Source organism: Pseudarthrobacter lactosi (genome assembly GCF_055412785.1).
The window spans coordinates 1,463,790-1,478,883 of the sequence record NZ_JBVAYS010000001.1 but is presented as its reverse complement, the minus strand read 5'-3'; the positions used below and the strand labels follow the sequence as shown (position 1 = coordinate 1,478,883).

The 15,094-nt window shown below is 60.9% G+C and carries 24 protein-coding genes; 23 read left to right on the top strand and 1 reads right to left on the bottom strand.

Translation table 11 applies throughout. The features are described from left to right. Positions 1–444: 444 nt before the first annotated feature. The 23 genes from rpsJ to map all read left to right on the top strand — a co-directional run bounded on the left by rpsJ (position 445) and on the right by map (position 13,563). Positions 445–753, top strand: a complete 309-nt coding sequence (gene rpsJ / locus ACZY0Q_RS06825) for a 30S ribosomal protein S10 (protein WP_038464699.1) — start codon at positions 445–447, stop codon at positions 751–753. A gap of 17 nt (positions 754–770) precedes the next feature. Beyond that, positions 771–1,421 (top strand): 50S ribosomal protein L3, encoded by a 651-nt coding sequence (rplC, locus tag ACZY0Q_RS06820; RefSeq protein ID WP_160673120.1) that lies wholly within the window; start codon positions 771–773, stop codon positions 1,419–1,421. 4 nt (positions 1,422–1,425) lie between these two features. Then, positions 1,426–2,049: a 50S ribosomal protein L4 gene (rplD, locus tag ACZY0Q_RS06815; protein WP_463915384.1), complete on the top strand. Its 624-nt coding sequence runs from the start codon at positions 1,426–1,428 to the stop codon at positions 2,047–2,049. Continuing rightward, positions 2,046–2,351 carry a 50S ribosomal protein L23 gene (gene rplW, locus ACZY0Q_RS06810; RefSeq protein WP_018773664.1) on the top strand — a complete coding sequence of 102 codons (306 nt, stop codon included), beginning with the start codon at positions 2,046–2,048 and terminating at the stop codon, positions 2,349–2,351. Before rplD ends, rplW begins: the two co-directional genes overlap by 4 nt. A 29-nt stretch (positions 2,352–2,380) precedes the next feature. Further along, entirely contained in the window at positions 2,381–3,220 is an 840-nt protein-coding gene (gene rplB / locus ACZY0Q_RS06805; protein WP_056344386.1) for a 50S ribosomal protein L2, read from the top strand. Positions 3,221–3,232: 12 nt separating this feature from the next. Beyond that, positions 3,233–3,514, top strand: a complete 282-nt coding sequence (gene rpsS / locus ACZY0Q_RS06800) for a 30S ribosomal protein S19 (protein ID WP_011775591.1) — start codon at positions 3,233–3,235, stop codon at positions 3,512–3,514. Positions 3,515–3,552: 38 nt separating this feature from the next. Next, positions 3,553–3,918 carry a 50S ribosomal protein L22 gene (gene rplV / locus ACZY0Q_RS06795; RefSeq protein ID WP_056344381.1) on the top strand — a complete coding sequence of 122 codons (366 nt, stop codon included), beginning with the start codon at positions 3,553–3,555 and terminating at the stop codon, positions 3,916–3,918. Then, the gene (rpsC, locus tag ACZY0Q_RS06790; protein WP_463915383.1) at positions 3,919–4,761 is read left to right on the top strand and encodes a 30S ribosomal protein S3; all 843 of its coding nucleotides are present in this window, start codon (positions 3,919–3,921) and stop codon (positions 4,759–4,761) included. It abuts the gene before it with no gap. Next, positions 4,762–5,178: a 50S ribosomal protein L16 gene (gene rplP / locus ACZY0Q_RS06785; protein ID WP_056344375.1), complete on the top strand. Its 417-nt coding sequence runs from the start codon at positions 4,762–4,764 to the stop codon at positions 5,176–5,178. 2 nt (positions 5,179–5,180) lie between these two features. Further along, entirely contained in the window at positions 5,181–5,510 is a 330-nt protein-coding gene (rpmC, locus tag ACZY0Q_RS06780; RefSeq protein ID WP_463915382.1) for a 50S ribosomal protein L29, read from the top strand. Beyond that, on the top strand, positions 5,507–5,815 hold the full coding sequence (gene rpsQ, locus ACZY0Q_RS06775; RefSeq protein WP_275212245.1) for a 30S ribosomal protein S17: 309 nt from the start codon (positions 5,507–5,509) through the stop codon (positions 5,813–5,815). The genes rpmC and rpsQ overlap by 4 nt, the downstream gene beginning before the upstream one ends. A gap of 560 nt (positions 5,816–6,375) precedes the next feature. Beyond that, positions 6,376–6,744, top strand: coding sequence for a 50S ribosomal protein L14 (gene rplN, locus ACZY0Q_RS06770; protein ID WP_024366126.1), 369 nt, complete (start codon positions 6,376–6,378; stop codon positions 6,742–6,744). Positions 6,745–6,747: 3 nt separating this feature from the next. Beyond that, positions 6,748–7,107, top strand: a complete 360-nt coding sequence (gene rplX, locus ACZY0Q_RS06765; protein WP_282329478.1) for a 50S ribosomal protein L24 — start codon at positions 6,748–6,750, stop codon at positions 7,105–7,107. Beyond that, positions 7,107–7,688 (top strand): 50S ribosomal protein L5, encoded by a 582-nt coding sequence (gene rplE, locus ACZY0Q_RS06760; protein WP_141141211.1) that lies wholly within the window; start codon positions 7,107–7,109, stop codon positions 7,686–7,688. The genes rplX and rplE overlap by 1 nt, the downstream gene beginning before the upstream one ends. Positions 7,689–7,779: 91 nt before the next feature. Continuing rightward, positions 7,780–8,178: a 30S ribosomal protein S8 gene (gene rpsH, locus ACZY0Q_RS06755; protein ID WP_056344363.1), complete on the top strand. Its 399-nt coding sequence runs from the start codon at positions 7,780–7,782 to the stop codon at positions 8,176–8,178. An 18-nt stretch (positions 8,179–8,196) separates the two neighbouring features. Next, positions 8,197–8,733, top strand: coding sequence for a 50S ribosomal protein L6 (gene rplF / locus ACZY0Q_RS06750; RefSeq protein ID WP_463915381.1), 537 nt, complete (start codon positions 8,197–8,199; stop codon positions 8,731–8,733). A gap of 2 nt (positions 8,734–8,735) precedes the next feature. Continuing rightward, entirely contained in the window at positions 8,736–9,119 is a 384-nt protein-coding gene (rplR, locus tag ACZY0Q_RS06745; RefSeq protein ID WP_056344358.1) for a 50S ribosomal protein L18, read from the top strand. Beyond that, entirely contained in the window at positions 9,116–9,856 is a 741-nt protein-coding gene (gene rpsE / locus ACZY0Q_RS06740; protein ID WP_056344356.1) for a 30S ribosomal protein S5, read from the top strand. Before rplR ends, rpsE begins: the two co-directional genes overlap by 4 nt. A 3-nt stretch (positions 9,857–9,859) precedes the next feature. Then, the gene (rpmD, locus tag ACZY0Q_RS06735; protein WP_463915380.1) at positions 9,860–10,066 is read left to right on the top strand and encodes a 50S ribosomal protein L30; all 207 of its coding nucleotides are present in this window, start codon (positions 9,860–9,862) and stop codon (positions 10,064–10,066) included. Then, positions 10,066–10,560 (top strand): 50S ribosomal protein L15, encoded by a 495-nt coding sequence (gene rplO, locus ACZY0Q_RS06730; RefSeq protein ID WP_463915379.1) that lies wholly within the window; start codon positions 10,066–10,068, stop codon positions 10,558–10,560. Before rpmD ends, rplO begins: the two co-directional genes overlap by 1 nt. Before the next feature lie 218 nt (positions 10,561–10,778). After that, positions 10,779–12,089 carry a preprotein translocase subunit SecY gene (gene secY / locus ACZY0Q_RS06725; RefSeq protein ID WP_463915378.1) on the top strand — a complete coding sequence of 437 codons (1,311 nt, stop codon included), beginning with the start codon at positions 10,779–10,781 and terminating at the stop codon, positions 12,087–12,089. Between the two features lie 5 nt (positions 12,090–12,094). Further along, positions 12,095–12,664: an adenylate kinase gene (locus ACZY0Q_RS06720; RefSeq protein ID WP_181037244.1), complete on the top strand. Its 570-nt coding sequence runs from the start codon at positions 12,095–12,097 to the stop codon at positions 12,662–12,664. A 71-nt stretch (positions 12,665–12,735) separates the two neighbouring features. Further along, positions 12,736–13,563, top strand: coding sequence for a type I methionyl aminopeptidase (gene map / locus ACZY0Q_RS06715; RefSeq protein ID WP_463915377.1), 828 nt, complete (start codon positions 12,736–12,738; stop codon positions 13,561–13,563). Between the two features lie 134 nt (positions 13,564–13,697). On the opposite strand, the gene ACZY0Q_RS06710 is transcribed toward map, so the two are convergent. Further along, the gene (locus ACZY0Q_RS06710) at positions 13,698–15,044 is read right to left on the bottom strand and encodes an ABC transporter substrate-binding protein (RefSeq protein WP_463915376.1); all 1,347 of its coding nucleotides are present in this window, start codon (positions 15,042–15,044) and stop codon (positions 13,698–13,700) included. Between the last annotated feature and the right edge of the window lie 50 nt (positions 15,045–15,094).

Genomic DNA, 15,094 nt, shown 5'->3' with positions numbered 1-15,094 from the left:
CCCCATCATCCATTCGGATGTTGCCGAAGGCAATGACTCCGGGCGGCGCAAGGTCCGAATGCGCAGTGTGCTGGCGCGTCCGGTGTAATGGGAGCTACCAGCCTGCAGATTCGCTTCTGGGCATAATATCCGGCATACTAGATGAGTTGTTCAAGCGCTTCTTCGTGTCCCGATCCGGATAATGCCGGGTGTCAGGGTCCAAGTGGAAGCCCAAACATAACCCACTCCCCATGGAACTGCGGATTTGTATGCGTGCTAAGCGCGACACGCCCGACCGCGGGGGTCGGTTACGTCGGCAGGTTGAGGAACCCGGATTAATCCGGATTCAGCTTGTGCGGCGGGTGGTAGTTCAGACTTCAAATGCTTCGGCAGCCACATGCAACAAGAAAGTGAACAGAGCAGCCCTCACTGGGAGCAGCACTAACTGAAAGAGAGTCAGGCGACATGGCGGGACAAAAAATCCGCATCCGGCTGAAGTCATATGACCACGAGGTCATTGACGTTTCAGCACGGAAGATCGTTGAGACGGTCACGCGCGCAGGCGCAACGGTAGTTGGCCCCGTGCCGCTGCCGACGGAGAAGAACATTTACTGTGTTATCCGCTCTCCGCACAAGTACAAGGACAGCCGCGAGCACTTTGAAATGCGCACGCACAAGCGTCTTATCGACATCATCGATCCCACGCCGAAGGCTGTTGATTCGCTTATGCGTCTCGACCTGCCGGCCGACGTGAACATCGAAATCAAGCTGTAGGGAGGTGCTGAGAGACTATGACCGCAACCCGTAATGTAAAGGGCCTGCTGGGCACGAAGCTCGGCATGACCCAGGTCTGGGACGAGAACAACAAGCTCATCCCCGTCACTGTGGTCCAGGCAGATTCGAACGTCATCACCCAGCTGCGCAACGCAGCCACTGATGGCTACGTAGCTGTTCAGATCGGCTACGGCCAGATCGATCCCCGCAAGGTCACCAAGCCGCTGGCTGGTCACTTTGAAAAGGCAGGCGTCACGCCTCGCCGCCACGTCGTCGAACTGCGCACTGCAGATGCTGACACTTACGAGCTGGGCCAGGAGCTTTCTGTTGAGCTCTTCGAAGCCGGCCAGAAGATCGACGTTATTGGCACCACCAAGGGTAAGGGCTTCGCCGGTGTTATGAAGCGTCACGGCTTCCACGGTGCTCCCGCCTCACACGGTGCTCACAAGAACCACCGTAAGCCCGGTTCAATCGGTGGCGCATCCACCCCGAGCCGCGTCTTCAAGGGCATGAAAATGGCCGGCCGCATGGGCGCCGTTCGTCACACCACGCTGAACCTCACGGTTCACGCAGTTGACGTCGAGAAGTCGCTGCTCCTCATCAAGGGTGCCGTCCCCGGCGCCCGCGGCCAGGTCGTACTCGTACGCACCGCCGTGAAGGGAGCCTAGTTCAATGACTAGCACTGTCAAGGTTGACCTGCCTGCAGAGATCTTCGACGTTCAGACCAACGTGCCGCTGCTGCACCAGGTCGTCGTAGCCCAGCTCGCTGCTGCTCGCCAGGGTACCCACAAAACCAAGACCCGCGCCGAGGTTTCCGGTGCAGGTCGCAAGCCGTTCAAGCAGAAGGGCACCGGCCGCGCCCGTCAGGGTTCAATCCGTGCTCCTCACATGACCGGTGGTGGCGTAGTCCACGGTCCCACACCGCGTGACTACAGCCAGCGCACCCCCAAGAAGATGATTGCTGCTGCACTGCGCGGCGCACTGTCTGACCGGGCACGCAACGGACGCATCCACGTTGTTGCCGAACTGGTGGAGGGCACCAAGCCGTCCGTCAAGAACGCACAGGCAACGCTGCGCGGAGTTTCCGAGCGCAAGAACCTGCTGGTTGTCATCGAGCGCGCCAACGATGTTGCAGCACTTTCCGTGCGCAACCTCGCCGGTGTTCACGTTCTGTACGCAGACCAGCTGAACACCTACGACGTACTCGTCTCTGACGACGTTGTCTTCACCAAGGCTGCCTACGAAGCATTCGTTGCTGACCGGGCAGTAGCAAAGAACGAGGAGGATGCCAAGTGAGTGCAGCCACCATCAAAGACCCGCGCGACGTCGTGCTTGCACCCGTCGTATCGGAAAAAAGCTACGGCCTGATCGATGAGGGCAAGTACACCTTCCTGGTGGACCCCCGCTCGAACAAGACCGAGATCAAGCTGGCCGTGGAGAAGATTTTCTCCGTCAAGGTCGAATCGATCAACACCATCAACCGTGCCGGTAAGCGCAAGCGAACCAAATTCGGATGGGGTACCCGCAAGAACACCAAGCGTGCAATTGTGAGCCTCAAAGAAGGCACCATCGACATCTTCGGCGGTCCGCTCTCGTAGCGGAGACCACTTTAACGAGGAAATAAATTATGGGAATCCGTAAGTACAAGCCGACTACCCCGGGCCGTCGTGGCTCGAGCGTAGCGGACTTCACAGAAATCACGCGGTCGACGCCGGAAAAGTCGTTGGTACGTCCGCTGCCCAAAAAGGGCGGCCGTAACAACTCCGGTAAGATCACGACCCGTCACAAGGGTGGTGGCCACAAGCGCCAGTACCGTCTGATCGACTTCCGTCGCCACGACAAAGACGGCGTCAACGCCCGCGTTGCCGAAATCGAGTACGATCCGAACCGCACGGCTCGCATCGCCCTCCTGCACTACGTTGATGGCACCAAGCGTTACATCATCGCCCCGAACAAGCTTTCCCAGGGTGACGTTGTTGAGGCAGGTTCCGGTGCTGACATCAAGCCCGGTAACAACCTGCCGCTGCTCAACATCCCGGTTGGTACCGTAATCCACGCAGTTGAACTGCGTCCGGGTGGCGGCGCCAAGATGGGCCGCTCCGCCGGCGCATCGATCCAGCTTGTTGCCAAGGAAGGCCGCTTCGCCCAGCTGCGTCTGCCTTCCGGCGAAATCCGCAACGTTGACGTGCGCTGCCGCGCAACCGTCGGCGAGGTCGGTAACGCCGAGCAGTCGAACATCAACTGGGGTAAGGCCGGCCGCATGCGGTGGAAGGGCGTTCGCCCGACCGTCCGTGGTGTCGCGATGAACCCGGTTGACCACCCGCACGGTGGTGGCGAGGGTAAGACGTCCGGTGGACGTCACCCCGTCAACCCGAACGGTAAGCGGGAAGGCCGCACCCGGCGTCCCAACAAAGAGAGCGACAAGCTTATTGTTCGTCGCCGTCGTACTGGCAAGAACAAGCGATAGGAGCCTGGACACATGCCACGCAGCCTGAAAAAAGGTCCTTTCGTTGACCAGCACCTCTTTGTAAAGGTAGCCAGGGAAAACGATAAGGGCACCAAGAACGTCATCAAGACCTGGTCCCGCCGTTCGATGATCATCCCCGACATGCTCGGGCACACGATCGCCGTACACGACGGACGCAAGCACATTCCGGTGTTTGTCACCGAGTCGATGGTCGGGCACAAGCTCGGCGAATTCGCTCCCACGCGGACATTCCGCGGCCATGTCAAGGACGACCGTAAGGGCAAGCGCCGCTAGGCGCCTGCACTTACGTCAAAGACGAGAGAAGGAAAGCAATGGAAGCCAAGGCAATTGCGCGTCACATCCGCGTAACGCCTATGAAGGCCCGGCGCGTCGTCAACCTTGTTCGTGGTAAGCAAGCGAATGAGGCTCTGGCAATTCTGAAGTTTGCCCCCCAGGCAGCTTCGGAGCCGGTATTCAAGGTAGTACAGTCGGCAATCGCAAACGCCCGGTCCCTCGCGGACCGCGACGGTGTTTCGTTTGACGAAAGCGACCTCATCATCAGCGAAATGTTCGTTGATGAAGGCCCGACCATGAAGCGGTTCCAGCCGCGTGCTCAGGGTCGTGCATTTCAGATCAAGAAGCGGACCAGCCACATCACTGTGGTAGTCGCTACACCTGAGAAAGAGGAGGCTCGCTAAGTGGGACAGAAAGTTAACCCGCACGGGTTCCGACTCGGCATCACCACCGATCACGTATCGCACTGGTTCGCTGACAGCACCAAGCCCGGACAGCGGTACAAGGACTTCGTTCGCGAAGACATCCGTATCCGCCAGCTCATGTCAGTTGGCATGGAGCGCGCCGGTATCGCCAAGGTTGAGATCGAGCGCACCCGTGACCGTGTCCGCGTGGATATCCACACGGCACGTCCCGGCATCGTTATCGGCCGCCGCGGCGCTGAAGCAGACCGCATCCGCGGCGAGCTTGAGAAGCTGACGGGCAAGCAGGTCCAGCTGAACATCCTCGAGGTCAAGAACCCCGAGATGGAAGCACAGCTTGTTGCCCAGGGCGTTGCTGAGCAGCTGACTTCCCGCGTGGCTTTCCGCCGTGCGATGAAGAAGGCAATGCAGTCCGCTCAGCGTGCAGGTGCCAAGGGCATCCGTATCGCTTGCTCCGGTCGACTGGGTGGCGCAGAAATGTCCCGCTCGGAGTTCTACCGCGAAGGCCGTGTGCCCCTGCACACCCTCCGTGCGAACATCGACTACGGCTTCTACGAGGCCAAGACCACCTTCGGCCGCATCGGCGTGAAGGTGTGGATCTACAAGGGTGACGTCACCGCCAAGGAACTGGCTCAGCAGGCAGCTGCTGCTCCGTCCCGTGGCCGCGGTGCCAGCGACCGTCCGGGCCGCCCGGGTGGCGCCGGCGGCGCTGACCGTGGTGACCGCCGTCGTCGTACCGACCGTCCGGCAGCAGAGGCAGCTCCGGCTGCTGCTGCTCCGGCAGTTGAGGCTGCACCTGCTGCAGTAGAAGGAGGACAGGCTTAAATGCTTATCCCACGTCGAGTCAAGCACCGTAAGCAGCACCACCCGGGTCGTTCCGGCGCTGCTACGGGCGGCACCAAGGTCTCCTTCGGTGAGTGGGGTATCCAGGCTCTGAGCCCGGCATACGTCACCAACCGTCAGATCGAGTCTGCCCGTATCGCGATGACCCGCCACATCAAGCGTGGCGGCAAGGTCTGGATCAACATCTATCCGGACCGTCCGATCACCAAGAAGCCTGCCGAAACCCGCATGGGTTCCGGTAAGGGTTCGCCGGAATGGTGGGTCTCAAACGTCAAGCCGGGTCGGGTTCTCTTTGAGATCTCCGGCGTCGAGGAATCGGTAGCTCGCGAGGCCCTGCGCCTGGCAATCCACAAGCTCCCGTTGAAGGCACGCATTTTGCGTCGCGAAGGTGGTGAATAGAAATGGCAGTAGGATCCAAGGAACTTGTCTCCGCACAGCTGGACACGTTCGACAACGAGCGACTCGTTGAAGAACTCCGTAAGGCTAAGGAAGAGCTGTTCAACCTGCGTTTCCAGTCCGCCACCGGTCAGCTGGAGAACCACGGTCGTCTGCGCGCGGTAAAGAAGGACATCGCACGCATCTACACCGTTCTCCGTGAGCGCGAACTGGGCATTCGTGCCGAGGTTGCCGCACCGGTTGTGGAAGCCAAGGAAGAGAAGAAGTCCAAGAAGGCTGCAACCAAGAAGGCCGAAAAGGCTGACACGGTTGAGGCCGAGGAGGATGCCAAGTGAGTGAAAAGGACGAGAACGTGACGGAAACTGTTTCCGCGGCAGCTACCGCTGCCGAGCGCGGTGACCGTAAGACGAAGCGTGGCTACGTAGTCTCGGACAAGATGGAAAAGACCATCGTTGTCCAGGTAGAGGACCGCGTAAAGCACGCTTTGTACGGCAAAGTCATCCGCCGCAACACCAAGATCAAGGCTCACGACGAAGAGAACAGCGCCGGCATCGGCGACCTCGTTCTCCTCGCCGAGACCCGCCCGCTGTCCGCTACCAAGCGGTGGCGTCTGGTCGAGATCCTCGAAAAGGCTAAGTAACACCCGCAGCCTGCCTGCAGGTACTGCACCGGAAACCCCCGTTCCCTTTTGGGAGCGGGGGTTTCCCGCATTTTGCGGCCGGTGCGCTGGCTGGGTGGGCCACGCTGAGCGGGTTTTTGGGGACGGCCGACGGCGGGAGGCCGGGTTTCCGGGGGAGTGGCACCGGTGGTGGGCCGAAAGGGTGCCGTGCGTGCCGCCGTCGTGCGTTACCGGCCCTGCGGAGCTTACCGGTGTCCACGTTTACCGGTGTCCATGGGTGTGCTCTGTAAGCCGCCGTGTGATATGGGAGATGGCCCTAACTGTGCTAGGATATTGAGTTTGTATGGCGCCCTCTGTGCGCCGTCATCAACCTCGTAAACAATCGTGCCACGGCATAGTGCCCCCTAGCGCCTCGGACCTGTCCGAATCCGCCTGGGAAGCAAATGTTTTTGGCACGGGAGTTTAGGCCTGGTCTGGCAAAATCCAGGCAGGTCAAGAGACACCCCGATCAACCGTTCCGCAAGGCTCATTCCGTAGGAAGATTTTCGGTCTGAGAACCGGCGCGACGCAAGGAGTAAATAGTGATTCAGCAGGAGTCGCGACTCAAGGTCGCCGACAACACGGGTGCTAAGGAAATCCTTACCATTCGCGTTCTCGGTGGATCTGGCCGTCGCTACGCAGGCATTGGCGACGTCATCGTCGCTACCGTCAAGGATGCAATTCCGGGCGGCAACGTAAAGAAGGGCGATGTTGTTAAGGCAGTCATCGTCCGTACCAAGAAGGAACGCCGCCGTGCGGATGGTTCCTACATCAAGTTTGACGAGAACGCAGCTGTGATCCTGAAGGCTGACGGTGACCCCCGCGGTACCCGTATCTTCGGACCGGTTGGTCGTGAACTTCGTGACAAGAAGTTCATGAAGATCGTTTCTCTGGCTCCGGAGGTGCTCTAGTCCATGGCTAAGATCAAAAAGGGTGACCTCGTTCAGGTCATCACTGGCGCCAAGGCTGAGCGCGGCGGCGACAAGGGTAAGCAGGGCAAGGTTCTGCGCGTATTCCCCGAGACCAACCGCGTGTTGGTTGAAGGCATTAACCGCGTAACCAAGCACACCAAGGCCGGTCAGTCGCAGCGCGGCACCAAGACTGGTGGCATCGAGGTCGTAGAAGCTTCGGTCCACATCTCCAACGTGGCTCTGGTTGACCCGTCCACCAAGAAGCCCACCCGCGTCGGTTTCCGCACCGAGACCGTTGAGCGCGATGGCGTGAAGCGCGAAGTGCGTGTCCGCGTGGCCAAGAGCTCCGGGAAGGACATCTAATGACTGAGACTCTCGAGACTCCGGCAACGAAGATCGTTCCTCGTCTGAAGACAAAGTACGCCGATTCCATCAAGAGCACGCTCGTTGAGGAATTCAAGTACACCAACGTCAACCAGGTTCCCCGCCTGGTGAAGGTCGTTGTGAACATGGGTGTTGGAGATGCCGCTAAGGACTCCAAGCTGATCGACGGCGCTGTCCGCGATCTGACCCTGATCACCGGCCAGAAGCCGCAGGTAACCAAGGCCCGCAAGTCGATCGCACAGTTCAAGCTGCGCGAAGGCATGCCCATCGGCGCACACGCAACTCTGCGTGGAGACCGCATGTGGGAATTCCTGGATCGTCTGGTCACGCTGGCTCTGCCCCGTATCCGCGACTTCCGCGGCCTCAGTGGCAAGCAGTTCGACGGCAACGGCAACTACACCTTCGGTCTGACCGAGCAGGTTATGTTCCACGAAATCGACCAGGATTCCATCGACCGCGTACGCGGCATGGACATCACGGTTGTAACCACCGCCAAGACCAACGACGAAGGCCGCGCGCTGCTCAAGGCGCTTGGTTTCCCGTTCAAGGCCGAAGACTAATCTAACTACGTAACAGGTCCTTCGCTTTAGCACTGCCGTATGTGCAGAGGCCGAAGCGAGGAAACCGTTATGAGGAAGGGCAAAAGCCCAAATGACAATGACTGATCCGGTCGCAGACATGCTTACGCGTCTGCGCAATGCAAACTCGGCCTACCACGATTCCGTGTCCATGCCGTACAGCAAGCTCAAGGCACGCGTTGCCGACATCCTGAAGGCTGAAGGTTACATCGCCTCCTGGAAAGAAGAAGACGCAGAGGTTGGCAAGAAGCTGACCCTGGACCTTAAGTTCGGACCGAACCGCGAGCGTTCAATCGCTGGCGTTCGCCGTATTTCCAAGCCGGGCCTGCGTGTTTACGCAAAGTCCACCAACCTCCCGCACGTGCTCGGTGGCCTGGGTGTCGCAATCCTGTCCACCTCTTCCGGCCTCTTGACTGATAAGCAAGCCGGCAAGAAGGGCGTGGGCGGCGAAGTCCTCGCCTACGTCTGGTAACGGGAAAGGAAGAGAATAATGTCACGTATTGGACGTCTCCCCATCACCGTTCCTGCCGGCGTTGAGATCAAGGTTGACGGCTCTGTCGTCAGCGTCAAGGGTGCCAAAGGCGAGCTGAACCACACTGTGGCCAGCCCGATCGAGGTTTCCCTGGAAGCAGAGACCCTGACTGTCGCCCGCCCGAACGACGAGCGCGCCTCCCGTTCACTCCACGGCCTGACCCGCACCCTGATCTCCAACATGATCGAGGGCGTTACCAAGGGCTACGAGAAGAAGCTTGAAATCGTTGGTACTGGTTACCGCGTTCAGGCCAAGGGATCTGACCTTGAGTTCGCTCTCGGCTACAGCCACCCGGTAAATGTCACCGCACCGGACGGCATCACCTTTGCAGTTGAGACCCCGACCAAGCTCTCTGTTTCAGGTATCAACAAGCAGCAGGTCGGCGAGGTTGCTGCCAACATTCGCAAGCTGCGGAAGCCGGACCCGTACAAGGGCAAGGGCATCCGCTACGCAGGCGAAGTCATCCGCCGCAAGGTCGGAAAGGCTGGTAAGTAACCATGGCCATCTCAATTAACAAGAAGCGTACGAACAAGAGCAAGTCTGCTTCGCGCAGCCGCCGCCAACTTCGTATCCGCAAGCGCATCTCCGGCACGGCTGTACGTCCTCGTCTGGTCGTCAACCGTTCCGCACGCCACGTATTCGTCCAGGTTGTCGATGACACCAAGGGCCTGACCGTAGCAAGCGCCTCCACACTGGAAGCCGACCTTCGTGCATTCGAAGGCGACAAGACCGCCAAGGCCAAGCGCGTTGGCGAGCTCGTTGCCGCTCGTGCCAAGGCTGCCGGTATCGAAGCAGTTGTCTTCGACCGCGGTGGTAACAAGTACCACGGCCGGATCGCCGCCGTCGCTGACGGTGCACGTGAAGGTGGGCTGTCACTGTGACGGAAGCAAACAAGGAAAAGGACACTGTGTCTGCAGATCAGAAGGCTACTGAAGCCGTAGCTGCTCCGGCCACTGAGACCACTGCGCCCGCAGCGGCTGCCGATGACCGCCGTGGTGGCGCTCGTCGTGGCGGCGAGCGTGGCGACCGTGCTCAGGGCGGTCGCGACGGCGGCCGTGGTGGCCGTGGTGGCCGCGACGGCGGCCGCGAAGCCGAGAAGAGCCAGTTCATTGAACGCGTTGTCACCATCAACCGCGTTTCCAAGGTGGTCAAGGGTGGTCGTCGCTTCAGCTTCACCGCTCTGGTCGTCGTTGGTGACGGTAACGGCATGGTCGGCGTGGGCTACGGCAAGGCTAAGGAAGTTCCCGCAGCAATCGCGAAGGGCGTTGAAGAGGCCAAGAAGTCCTTCTTCCGCGTTCCCCGCATTGGGAACACCATCCCGCACCGCGTTCAGGGTGAGGCCGCTGCCGGCGTCGTAATGCTGCGTCCGGCTTCCGCCGGTACCGGTGTTATTGCCGGTGGTCCGGTTCGCGCCATCTTGGAGTGCGTGGGCATCCACGACATCCTCTCCAAGTCGCTGGGTTCCTCCAACGCCATCAACATCGTTCACGCGACTGTTGCTGCGCTGAAGCAGCTCGAAGAGCCGGCAGCAGTGGCAGCACGCCGCGGACTGCCGCTGGACGAGGTTGCTCCGCCGGCAATGGTGAAGGCAATCCTGAACCAGAAGGCGGGTGTCTAAGCCATGGCTAAGAACCTGATTCCCTCCGACGCTCAGTTGGAGATCACCCAGATCAAGGGCGTCATTGGCGCCAAGCAGAACCAGATTGCGACCCTTCGGTCCCTCGGCCTGAAGCGGATCGGACACACCGTTGTCCGCACCGCCGACGCCGTGACCGTGGGCATGCTCAACACGGTTCCGCACCTCGTGATTGTAGAGGAGGCGAAGTAATGGCCGAGAAGAAGACCGCCGAAGCGGCACAGAGCGCGACTGCTGAGAAGCAGAACACGCTGAAGGTTCACCACCTGCGTCCCGCCCCGGGTGCCAAGACCGCCAAGACCCGAGTTGGTCGTGGTGAAGGTTCCAAGGGTAAGACCGCTGGTCGCGGTACCAAGGGTACGAAGGCCCGCTACCAGATCAAGGCTGGCTTTGCCGGCGGCCAGTTGCCGCTGCACATGCGCCTGCCGAAGCTGCGCGGATTCAAGAACCCGTTCCGGGTTGAGTTCCAGGTTGTAAACCTGGACAAGCTCAACGAGCTGTTCCCGGAAGGTGGCACAGTCACCGTGGAGAACCTGGTCGAAAAGGGTGCCGTTCGCAAGAACCAGCCCGTCAAGGTGCTTGGCACCGGCGACATCACCGTCAAGGTTGACGTCACCGTCCACGCATTCTCGGCCAGCGCCGCAGAAAAGATTGCAGCAGCAGGCGGAAGCACCACCGCTCTCTAGTAGACGGTGGGCGAACGCCCGTTGTGAACTCCCGGTGTGCGAGGCCCCCAGGGCCCTGCACGCCGGGAGTTTTTTCGCATCCGCCTGCCGACTATTTCGGCCCGTTCGCCGCAATGGCGGGTTCGCCGATTATTCGCATGGCCGATCCACCCGTTAGACTCGGTTGTTGGGATTATTGTCCCCATCACACCACGCTTATAAACAACACAGGAGGACGCTTGCTTAGCGCATTTGGCCGGGCCTTTCGCACGCCTGATCTGCGACGCAAGTTGTTGTTCACGCTGGCAATCATCACAATCTTCCGCTTGGGTGCATTCATCCCCTCGCCTGGTGTGAACTACCAGAATGTCCAGCAATGCTTGCAGAACGGTCAGACCGCTGGCGGGCTATATCAGCTCGTCAACCTGTTCAGCGGCGGTGCCTTGCTTCAGGTGTCCATCTTCGCGCTGGGCATCATGCCGTACATCACGGCCAGCATTATTGTGCAGCTGCTCCGGGTGGTCATTCCCCGGTTCCAGGAGCTGTACGAGGAGGGCGCCTCCGGGCAGTCCAAACTCACCCAGTACACGCGGTACCTCACCATTGCCCTGGGCCTGCTGAACGCCACGACGCTGGTGTCGCTGGCACGTTCAGGCCAGTTGCTTCCGGGCTGTGCCCTGCCGATCATCCCTGATGACAGCATCATCACCACGATCCTGCTGATCATCACGCTGACCGCCGGTACCGGCCTCATCATGTGGATGGGCGAACTCGTCACCGAAAAGGGTGTGGGCAACGGCATGTCGCTGCTCATCTTCACCTCCATCGCGGCAACGTTCCCCACGTCGTTGGGCGCCATCTGGAGCTCACAGGGCCCCGGTACGTTCTTTATGGTCCTGATCATCGGTCTGGTGACCGTTGCCCTGGTGGTCTTCGTCGAGCAGTCCCAGCGCCGTGTCCCGGTGCAGTACGCCAAGCGGATGATCGGACGCCGGACCGTCGGCGGCACCAGCACCTATATTCCCATCAAGGTGAATATGGCAGGCGTGATCCCCGTGATCTTCGCATCGTCCATGCTTTACCTGCCGGGACTGATCTCACAGTTCAACCAGCCCAAAGCGGGCGAGGCTCTCGCGCCTTGGGTTGAGTGGATCAACAACAACCTGACCCGAGGCGACCACCCGATCTACATGGCGCTGTACTTCGCCATGATCGTGTTCTTCACCTACTTCTACGTCGCGATCACCTTCAACCCTGAAGAGGTCTCCGACAACATGAAGAAGTACGGCGGTTTCATCCCGGGTATCCGTGCCGGAAAACCGACCGCGGATTACCTGCAGTACGTGCTCTCCCGGATCACGCTGCCCGGCGCCATGTACTTGGGCTTCGTGGCGCTGATTCCGCTGGTGGCATTGGTACTGATCAACGCAAACCAGAACTTCCCGTTCGGTGGCACCTCGATCCTGATCATGGTGGGCGTTGGCCTTGAAACCGTCAAGCAAATAGATGCGCAGCTACAGCAACGTCACTACGAAGGGCTTTTGCGATGACGAAAATGTTGATTATTGGACCCCCCGGTTCCGGAAAAGGTACGCAGGCGGAACGCATTTCCGAGCGCCTCGGCGTCGTGGCGATTTCCACCGGTGATATCTTCCGCGCCAACGTGAAGGGTGAAACTCCTCTTGGCATCGAAGCCAAGAAGTACATGGACGCCGGGGACTTCGTTCCGGACAGCGTCACCAACAAGATGGTCCGTGACCGCCTCAGCGAGTCCGACGTCGAAAACGGCTTCCTCCTGGACGGCTACCCGCGCACCACGGCGCAGGTGGACTACCTGGACGGTATCCTCGCGAACAGCGAAGAAAAGCTCGACGTCGTCCTGCAGCTCACAGCCGATGACGAGGAACTCGTCTCCCGCCTGCTGGGCCGGGCCAAGGAAACCGGCCGGAGCGACGACAACGAAGCCGTTATCCGCCACCGCCTGGACCTGTACCACGAGCAGACTGAAGCCGTTGTGGCCAAGTATGCCGAACGCGGCATCCTGACCCAGGTTGACGGCATCGGCGGCATCGACGAGGTCACCGACCGCGTTATGCAGGCGATAAAGGCAGCGCAGGCCGCCTAAGCCAGGCACACCAGCTTTTCGAGGCTCCTCCCGGCATCCGGGAGGGGCCTCAGCCATTGAGAGGACACACCATGGCCTTCGGCCAGCCCCGTATCGAATACAAGACCAACGCCCAGATGCGCATCATGCACGACGCCGGGCTGGTGCTGAGCCGCGCGCTCGACGCCGCCGTGGCGGCCGCCGCTCCCGGCGTCACCACCAAGCAGCTGGACGACGTCTTCGCCGCGGTGCTGAACGAGGCCGGCGCCAAGTCGAACTTCCTTGGCTACCACGGTTTCCCCGCCACCATCTGCACCTCCGTGAACGAGGAAGTGGTGCACGGCATCCCCGGCGGAAAAGTCCTCAACGACGGCGACATCATCTCGATCGACGGCGGCGCGATTGTTGACGGCTGGCACTCCGACTCTGCCCGGACCGTCATTGTGGGCAAGGTTGACCCTGAGGACCAGCGGCTCTCCGACGTCACCCAGGCCGCGATGTGGCGTGGCATCGCCGCGCTGGCCAGCGGCAGCCACGTGGGCGACATCGGCGCAGCCATCGACGACTACGTCTCGTCCGTACCGGGCAAGCCGCTGGGCATCCTGGAGGACTACGTTGGCCACGGTATCGGCTCCGAGATGCACATGGCCCCGGATGTCTTGAACTACCGCACCACCCACCGCGGCCCCAAGATCAAGCCCGGACTGTGCCTGGCCATCGAGCCCATGCTGGTCCGCGGCAGCATCGACACCGCCGTGCTGGCGGACGACTGGACCGTGGTGACCACTGACGGCAAGCGCTCGTGCCAATGGGAGCACTCGGTTGCCGTCCATGAGAAGGGGATCTGGGTACTTTCAGCCCCCGACGGCGGAGCGGAGCACCTGGTGCCCCTCGGCGTCGTGCCTGTCCCGATCCCGTAGGTTTCGCCACGCAGATGCCCTGCCGACGCACAAAATCCCTGTCGCTACCGAAATAACGGTAGCGGCAGGGATTTTGCGTATCGCGGGGCACTCAGCGCATCGTCACGGGCGGCGCGGGCGGCGCGGTCCAGGGGTCAGGCCTTGAGCTTGGGCTTGACGTCCTTGGTATAGATGCCTTCGAGGGTCTTCTTCAGCTCGGTCAAGGTGGCCTTCACGTCGCCCTGTTGGGTGAGGATCTTGGCGGCGGCCTTGGCCATCTCCTGGTCAGCCCCGGGCAGGAACACGCGGGCCCGGTCCTGGACCTTGGTCACGGCGAGCTGGTCCATGGCGGTTTTGATCTGGGGGGTCTGTGCCAGCACCGTGGCCATGTCCGCCGAAGTACGGGTGGGCATGTAACCGGTGGCAGCGGAGAACGCTGCCGTGTTTTCCGGCTCGGTCATGAACTTCAGGAACGTTCCTGCGGCGAGCTGTTCCTCTTTGCTAATGCCGCTGGGGATGCCCAGCCCTGCGCCGCCGGTGGGGCACACGCCGCTGGTCTCCTTAGGCCCGCCTGGCAGGAAGCCGACGCCGACGTTGAACGTGGCGGACTTCAGGACGCCCAGAAGCGAGCCCGTGGAGGAAATGGTGGAAGACGTCAGGCCGGCAGAGAAGTCGTCAGCGGCTTCCTTGGACGAGACGCCGGCCCAGTTGTGCTTGTAGATCGAGTCCTGGGCCCACTGCAGAGCTTCCACGGCTTCGGGAGAATCGCACGTGATCTCCCAATCCTTGGACCACGCGCCGCCCCAGCCCCAGAGATTGTTCTGCAGTGTCCAGCCGGCGTAGCCAGCCAGGGCGGGATAGATGTAGGCGTACTGCGCCCCGGACGACGCTTTCAGCTTGGGGGCCCATTCGCCGAATTCCTGCCATGTTGCCGGTGCCCGGTCCGGCAGGCCGGCGGCGGCGAAGTGGTCCTTGTTGTAGTAGAACAGCGGCGTGGACCGCCCGTACGGGAGCGCCCACTGCCGGTCATCGTACTTGTAGTCATCCACCAGGGACTGGCGGAAATCGTCAACCTTGATGTCCAGCTGCTTGATGAGCCCGTCGACCGGAATGATGCTGCCGTTGGTGAAGTAGCGGAACCACCAGACGTCGGACAGCACGACTACTCCGGGCAGTCCCGATTTGGCGGCCTGGGACGTTTGGAACTTCTGGGCGATTTCCTCGTAGTTCGCGCCGGCCGTTACCAGGTTGATCTGGATATCCGGGTACTTCGCGTGGAACTTTTCGATGATGGCCTTCTCGACGTCCTGGGACTTGCCGGGGTGGTTGGTCCAGAAGTCGATCTTCGCCGCCGGCTTCACGCCGCTGAAGTCGATTTCCGCGGCTTCCGTTGAGGTGGTGGTGCCGCCGGTATCAGGCCCCCCGCAGGCGGAAAGCGCTGCGGCGCCGGCCGTTACGCCAGCCAGCCCCAGGAAATGCCTCCGGTCCAGATTTGTTGCCATGATGGTTCCTTTCGGTTGTTGCCTAGGAAGGTCTTGCTGTTGGGGTGGAA

Bases quoted from the DNA above. Each gene is read 5' to 3' on its own strand.
- rpsS (WP_011775591.1), top strand. From the start codon at position 3,233: ATGCCACGCAGCCTGAAAAAAGGTCCTTTCGTTGACCAGCACCTCTTT.
- rplP (WP_056344375.1), top strand. From the start codon at position 4,762: ATGCTTATCCCACGTCGAGTCAAGCACCGTAAGCAGCACCACCCGGGT.
- rplO (WP_463915379.1), top strand. From the start codon at position 10,066: ATGGCCGAGAAGAAGACCGCCGAAGCGGCACAGAGCGCGACTGCTGAG.
- rpsH (WP_056344363.1), top strand. From the start codon at position 7,780: ATGACAATGACTGATCCGGTCGCAGACATGCTTACGCGTCTGCGCAAT.
- rpmC (WP_463915382.1), top strand. From the start codon at position 5,181: ATGGCAGTAGGATCCAAGGAACTTGTCTCCGCACAGCTGGACACGTTC.
- rplX (WP_282329478.1), top strand. From the start codon at position 6,748: ATGGCTAAGATCAAAAAGGGTGACCTCGTTCAGGTCATCACTGGCGCC.
- rplE (WP_141141211.1), top strand. From the start codon at position 7,107: ATGACTGAGACTCTCGAGACTCCGGCAACGAAGATCGTTCCTCGTCTG.
- rplV (WP_056344381.1), top strand. From the start codon at position 3,553: ATGGAAGCCAAGGCAATTGCGCGTCACATCCGCGTAACGCCTATGAAG.
- map (WP_463915377.1), top strand. From the start codon at position 12,736: ATGGCCTTCGGCCAGCCCCGTATCGAATACAAGACCAACGCCCAGATG.
- rpsJ (WP_038464699.1), top strand. From the start codon at position 445: ATGGCGGGACAAAAAATCCGCATCCGGCTGAAGTCATATGACCACGAG.
- rplF (WP_463915381.1), top strand. From the start codon at position 8,197: ATGTCACGTATTGGACGTCTCCCCATCACCGTTCCTGCCGGCGTTGAG.
- ACZY0Q_RS06720 (WP_181037244.1), top strand. From the start codon at position 12,095: ATGTTGATTATTGGACCCCCCGGTTCCGGAAAAGGTACGCAGGCGGAA.
- ACZY0Q_RS06710 (WP_463915376.1), bottom strand. From the start codon at position 15,044: ATGGCAACAAATCTGGACCGGAGGCATTTCCTGGGGCTGGCTGGCGTA.
- rpmD (WP_463915380.1), top strand. From the start codon at position 9,860: ATGGCTAAGAACCTGATTCCCTCCGACGCTCAGTTGGAGATCACCCAG.
- rplB (WP_056344386.1), top strand. From the start codon at position 2,381: ATGGGAATCCGTAAGTACAAGCCGACTACCCCGGGCCGTCGTGGCTCG.
- rplD (WP_463915384.1), top strand. From the start codon at position 1,426: ATGACTAGCACTGTCAAGGTTGACCTGCCTGCAGAGATCTTCGACGTT.
- rplC (WP_160673120.1), top strand. From the start codon at position 771: ATGACCGCAACCCGTAATGTAAAGGGCCTGCTGGGCACGAAGCTCGGC.
- rplR (WP_056344358.1), top strand. From the start codon at position 8,736: ATGGCCATCTCAATTAACAAGAAGCGTACGAACAAGAGCAAGTCTGCT.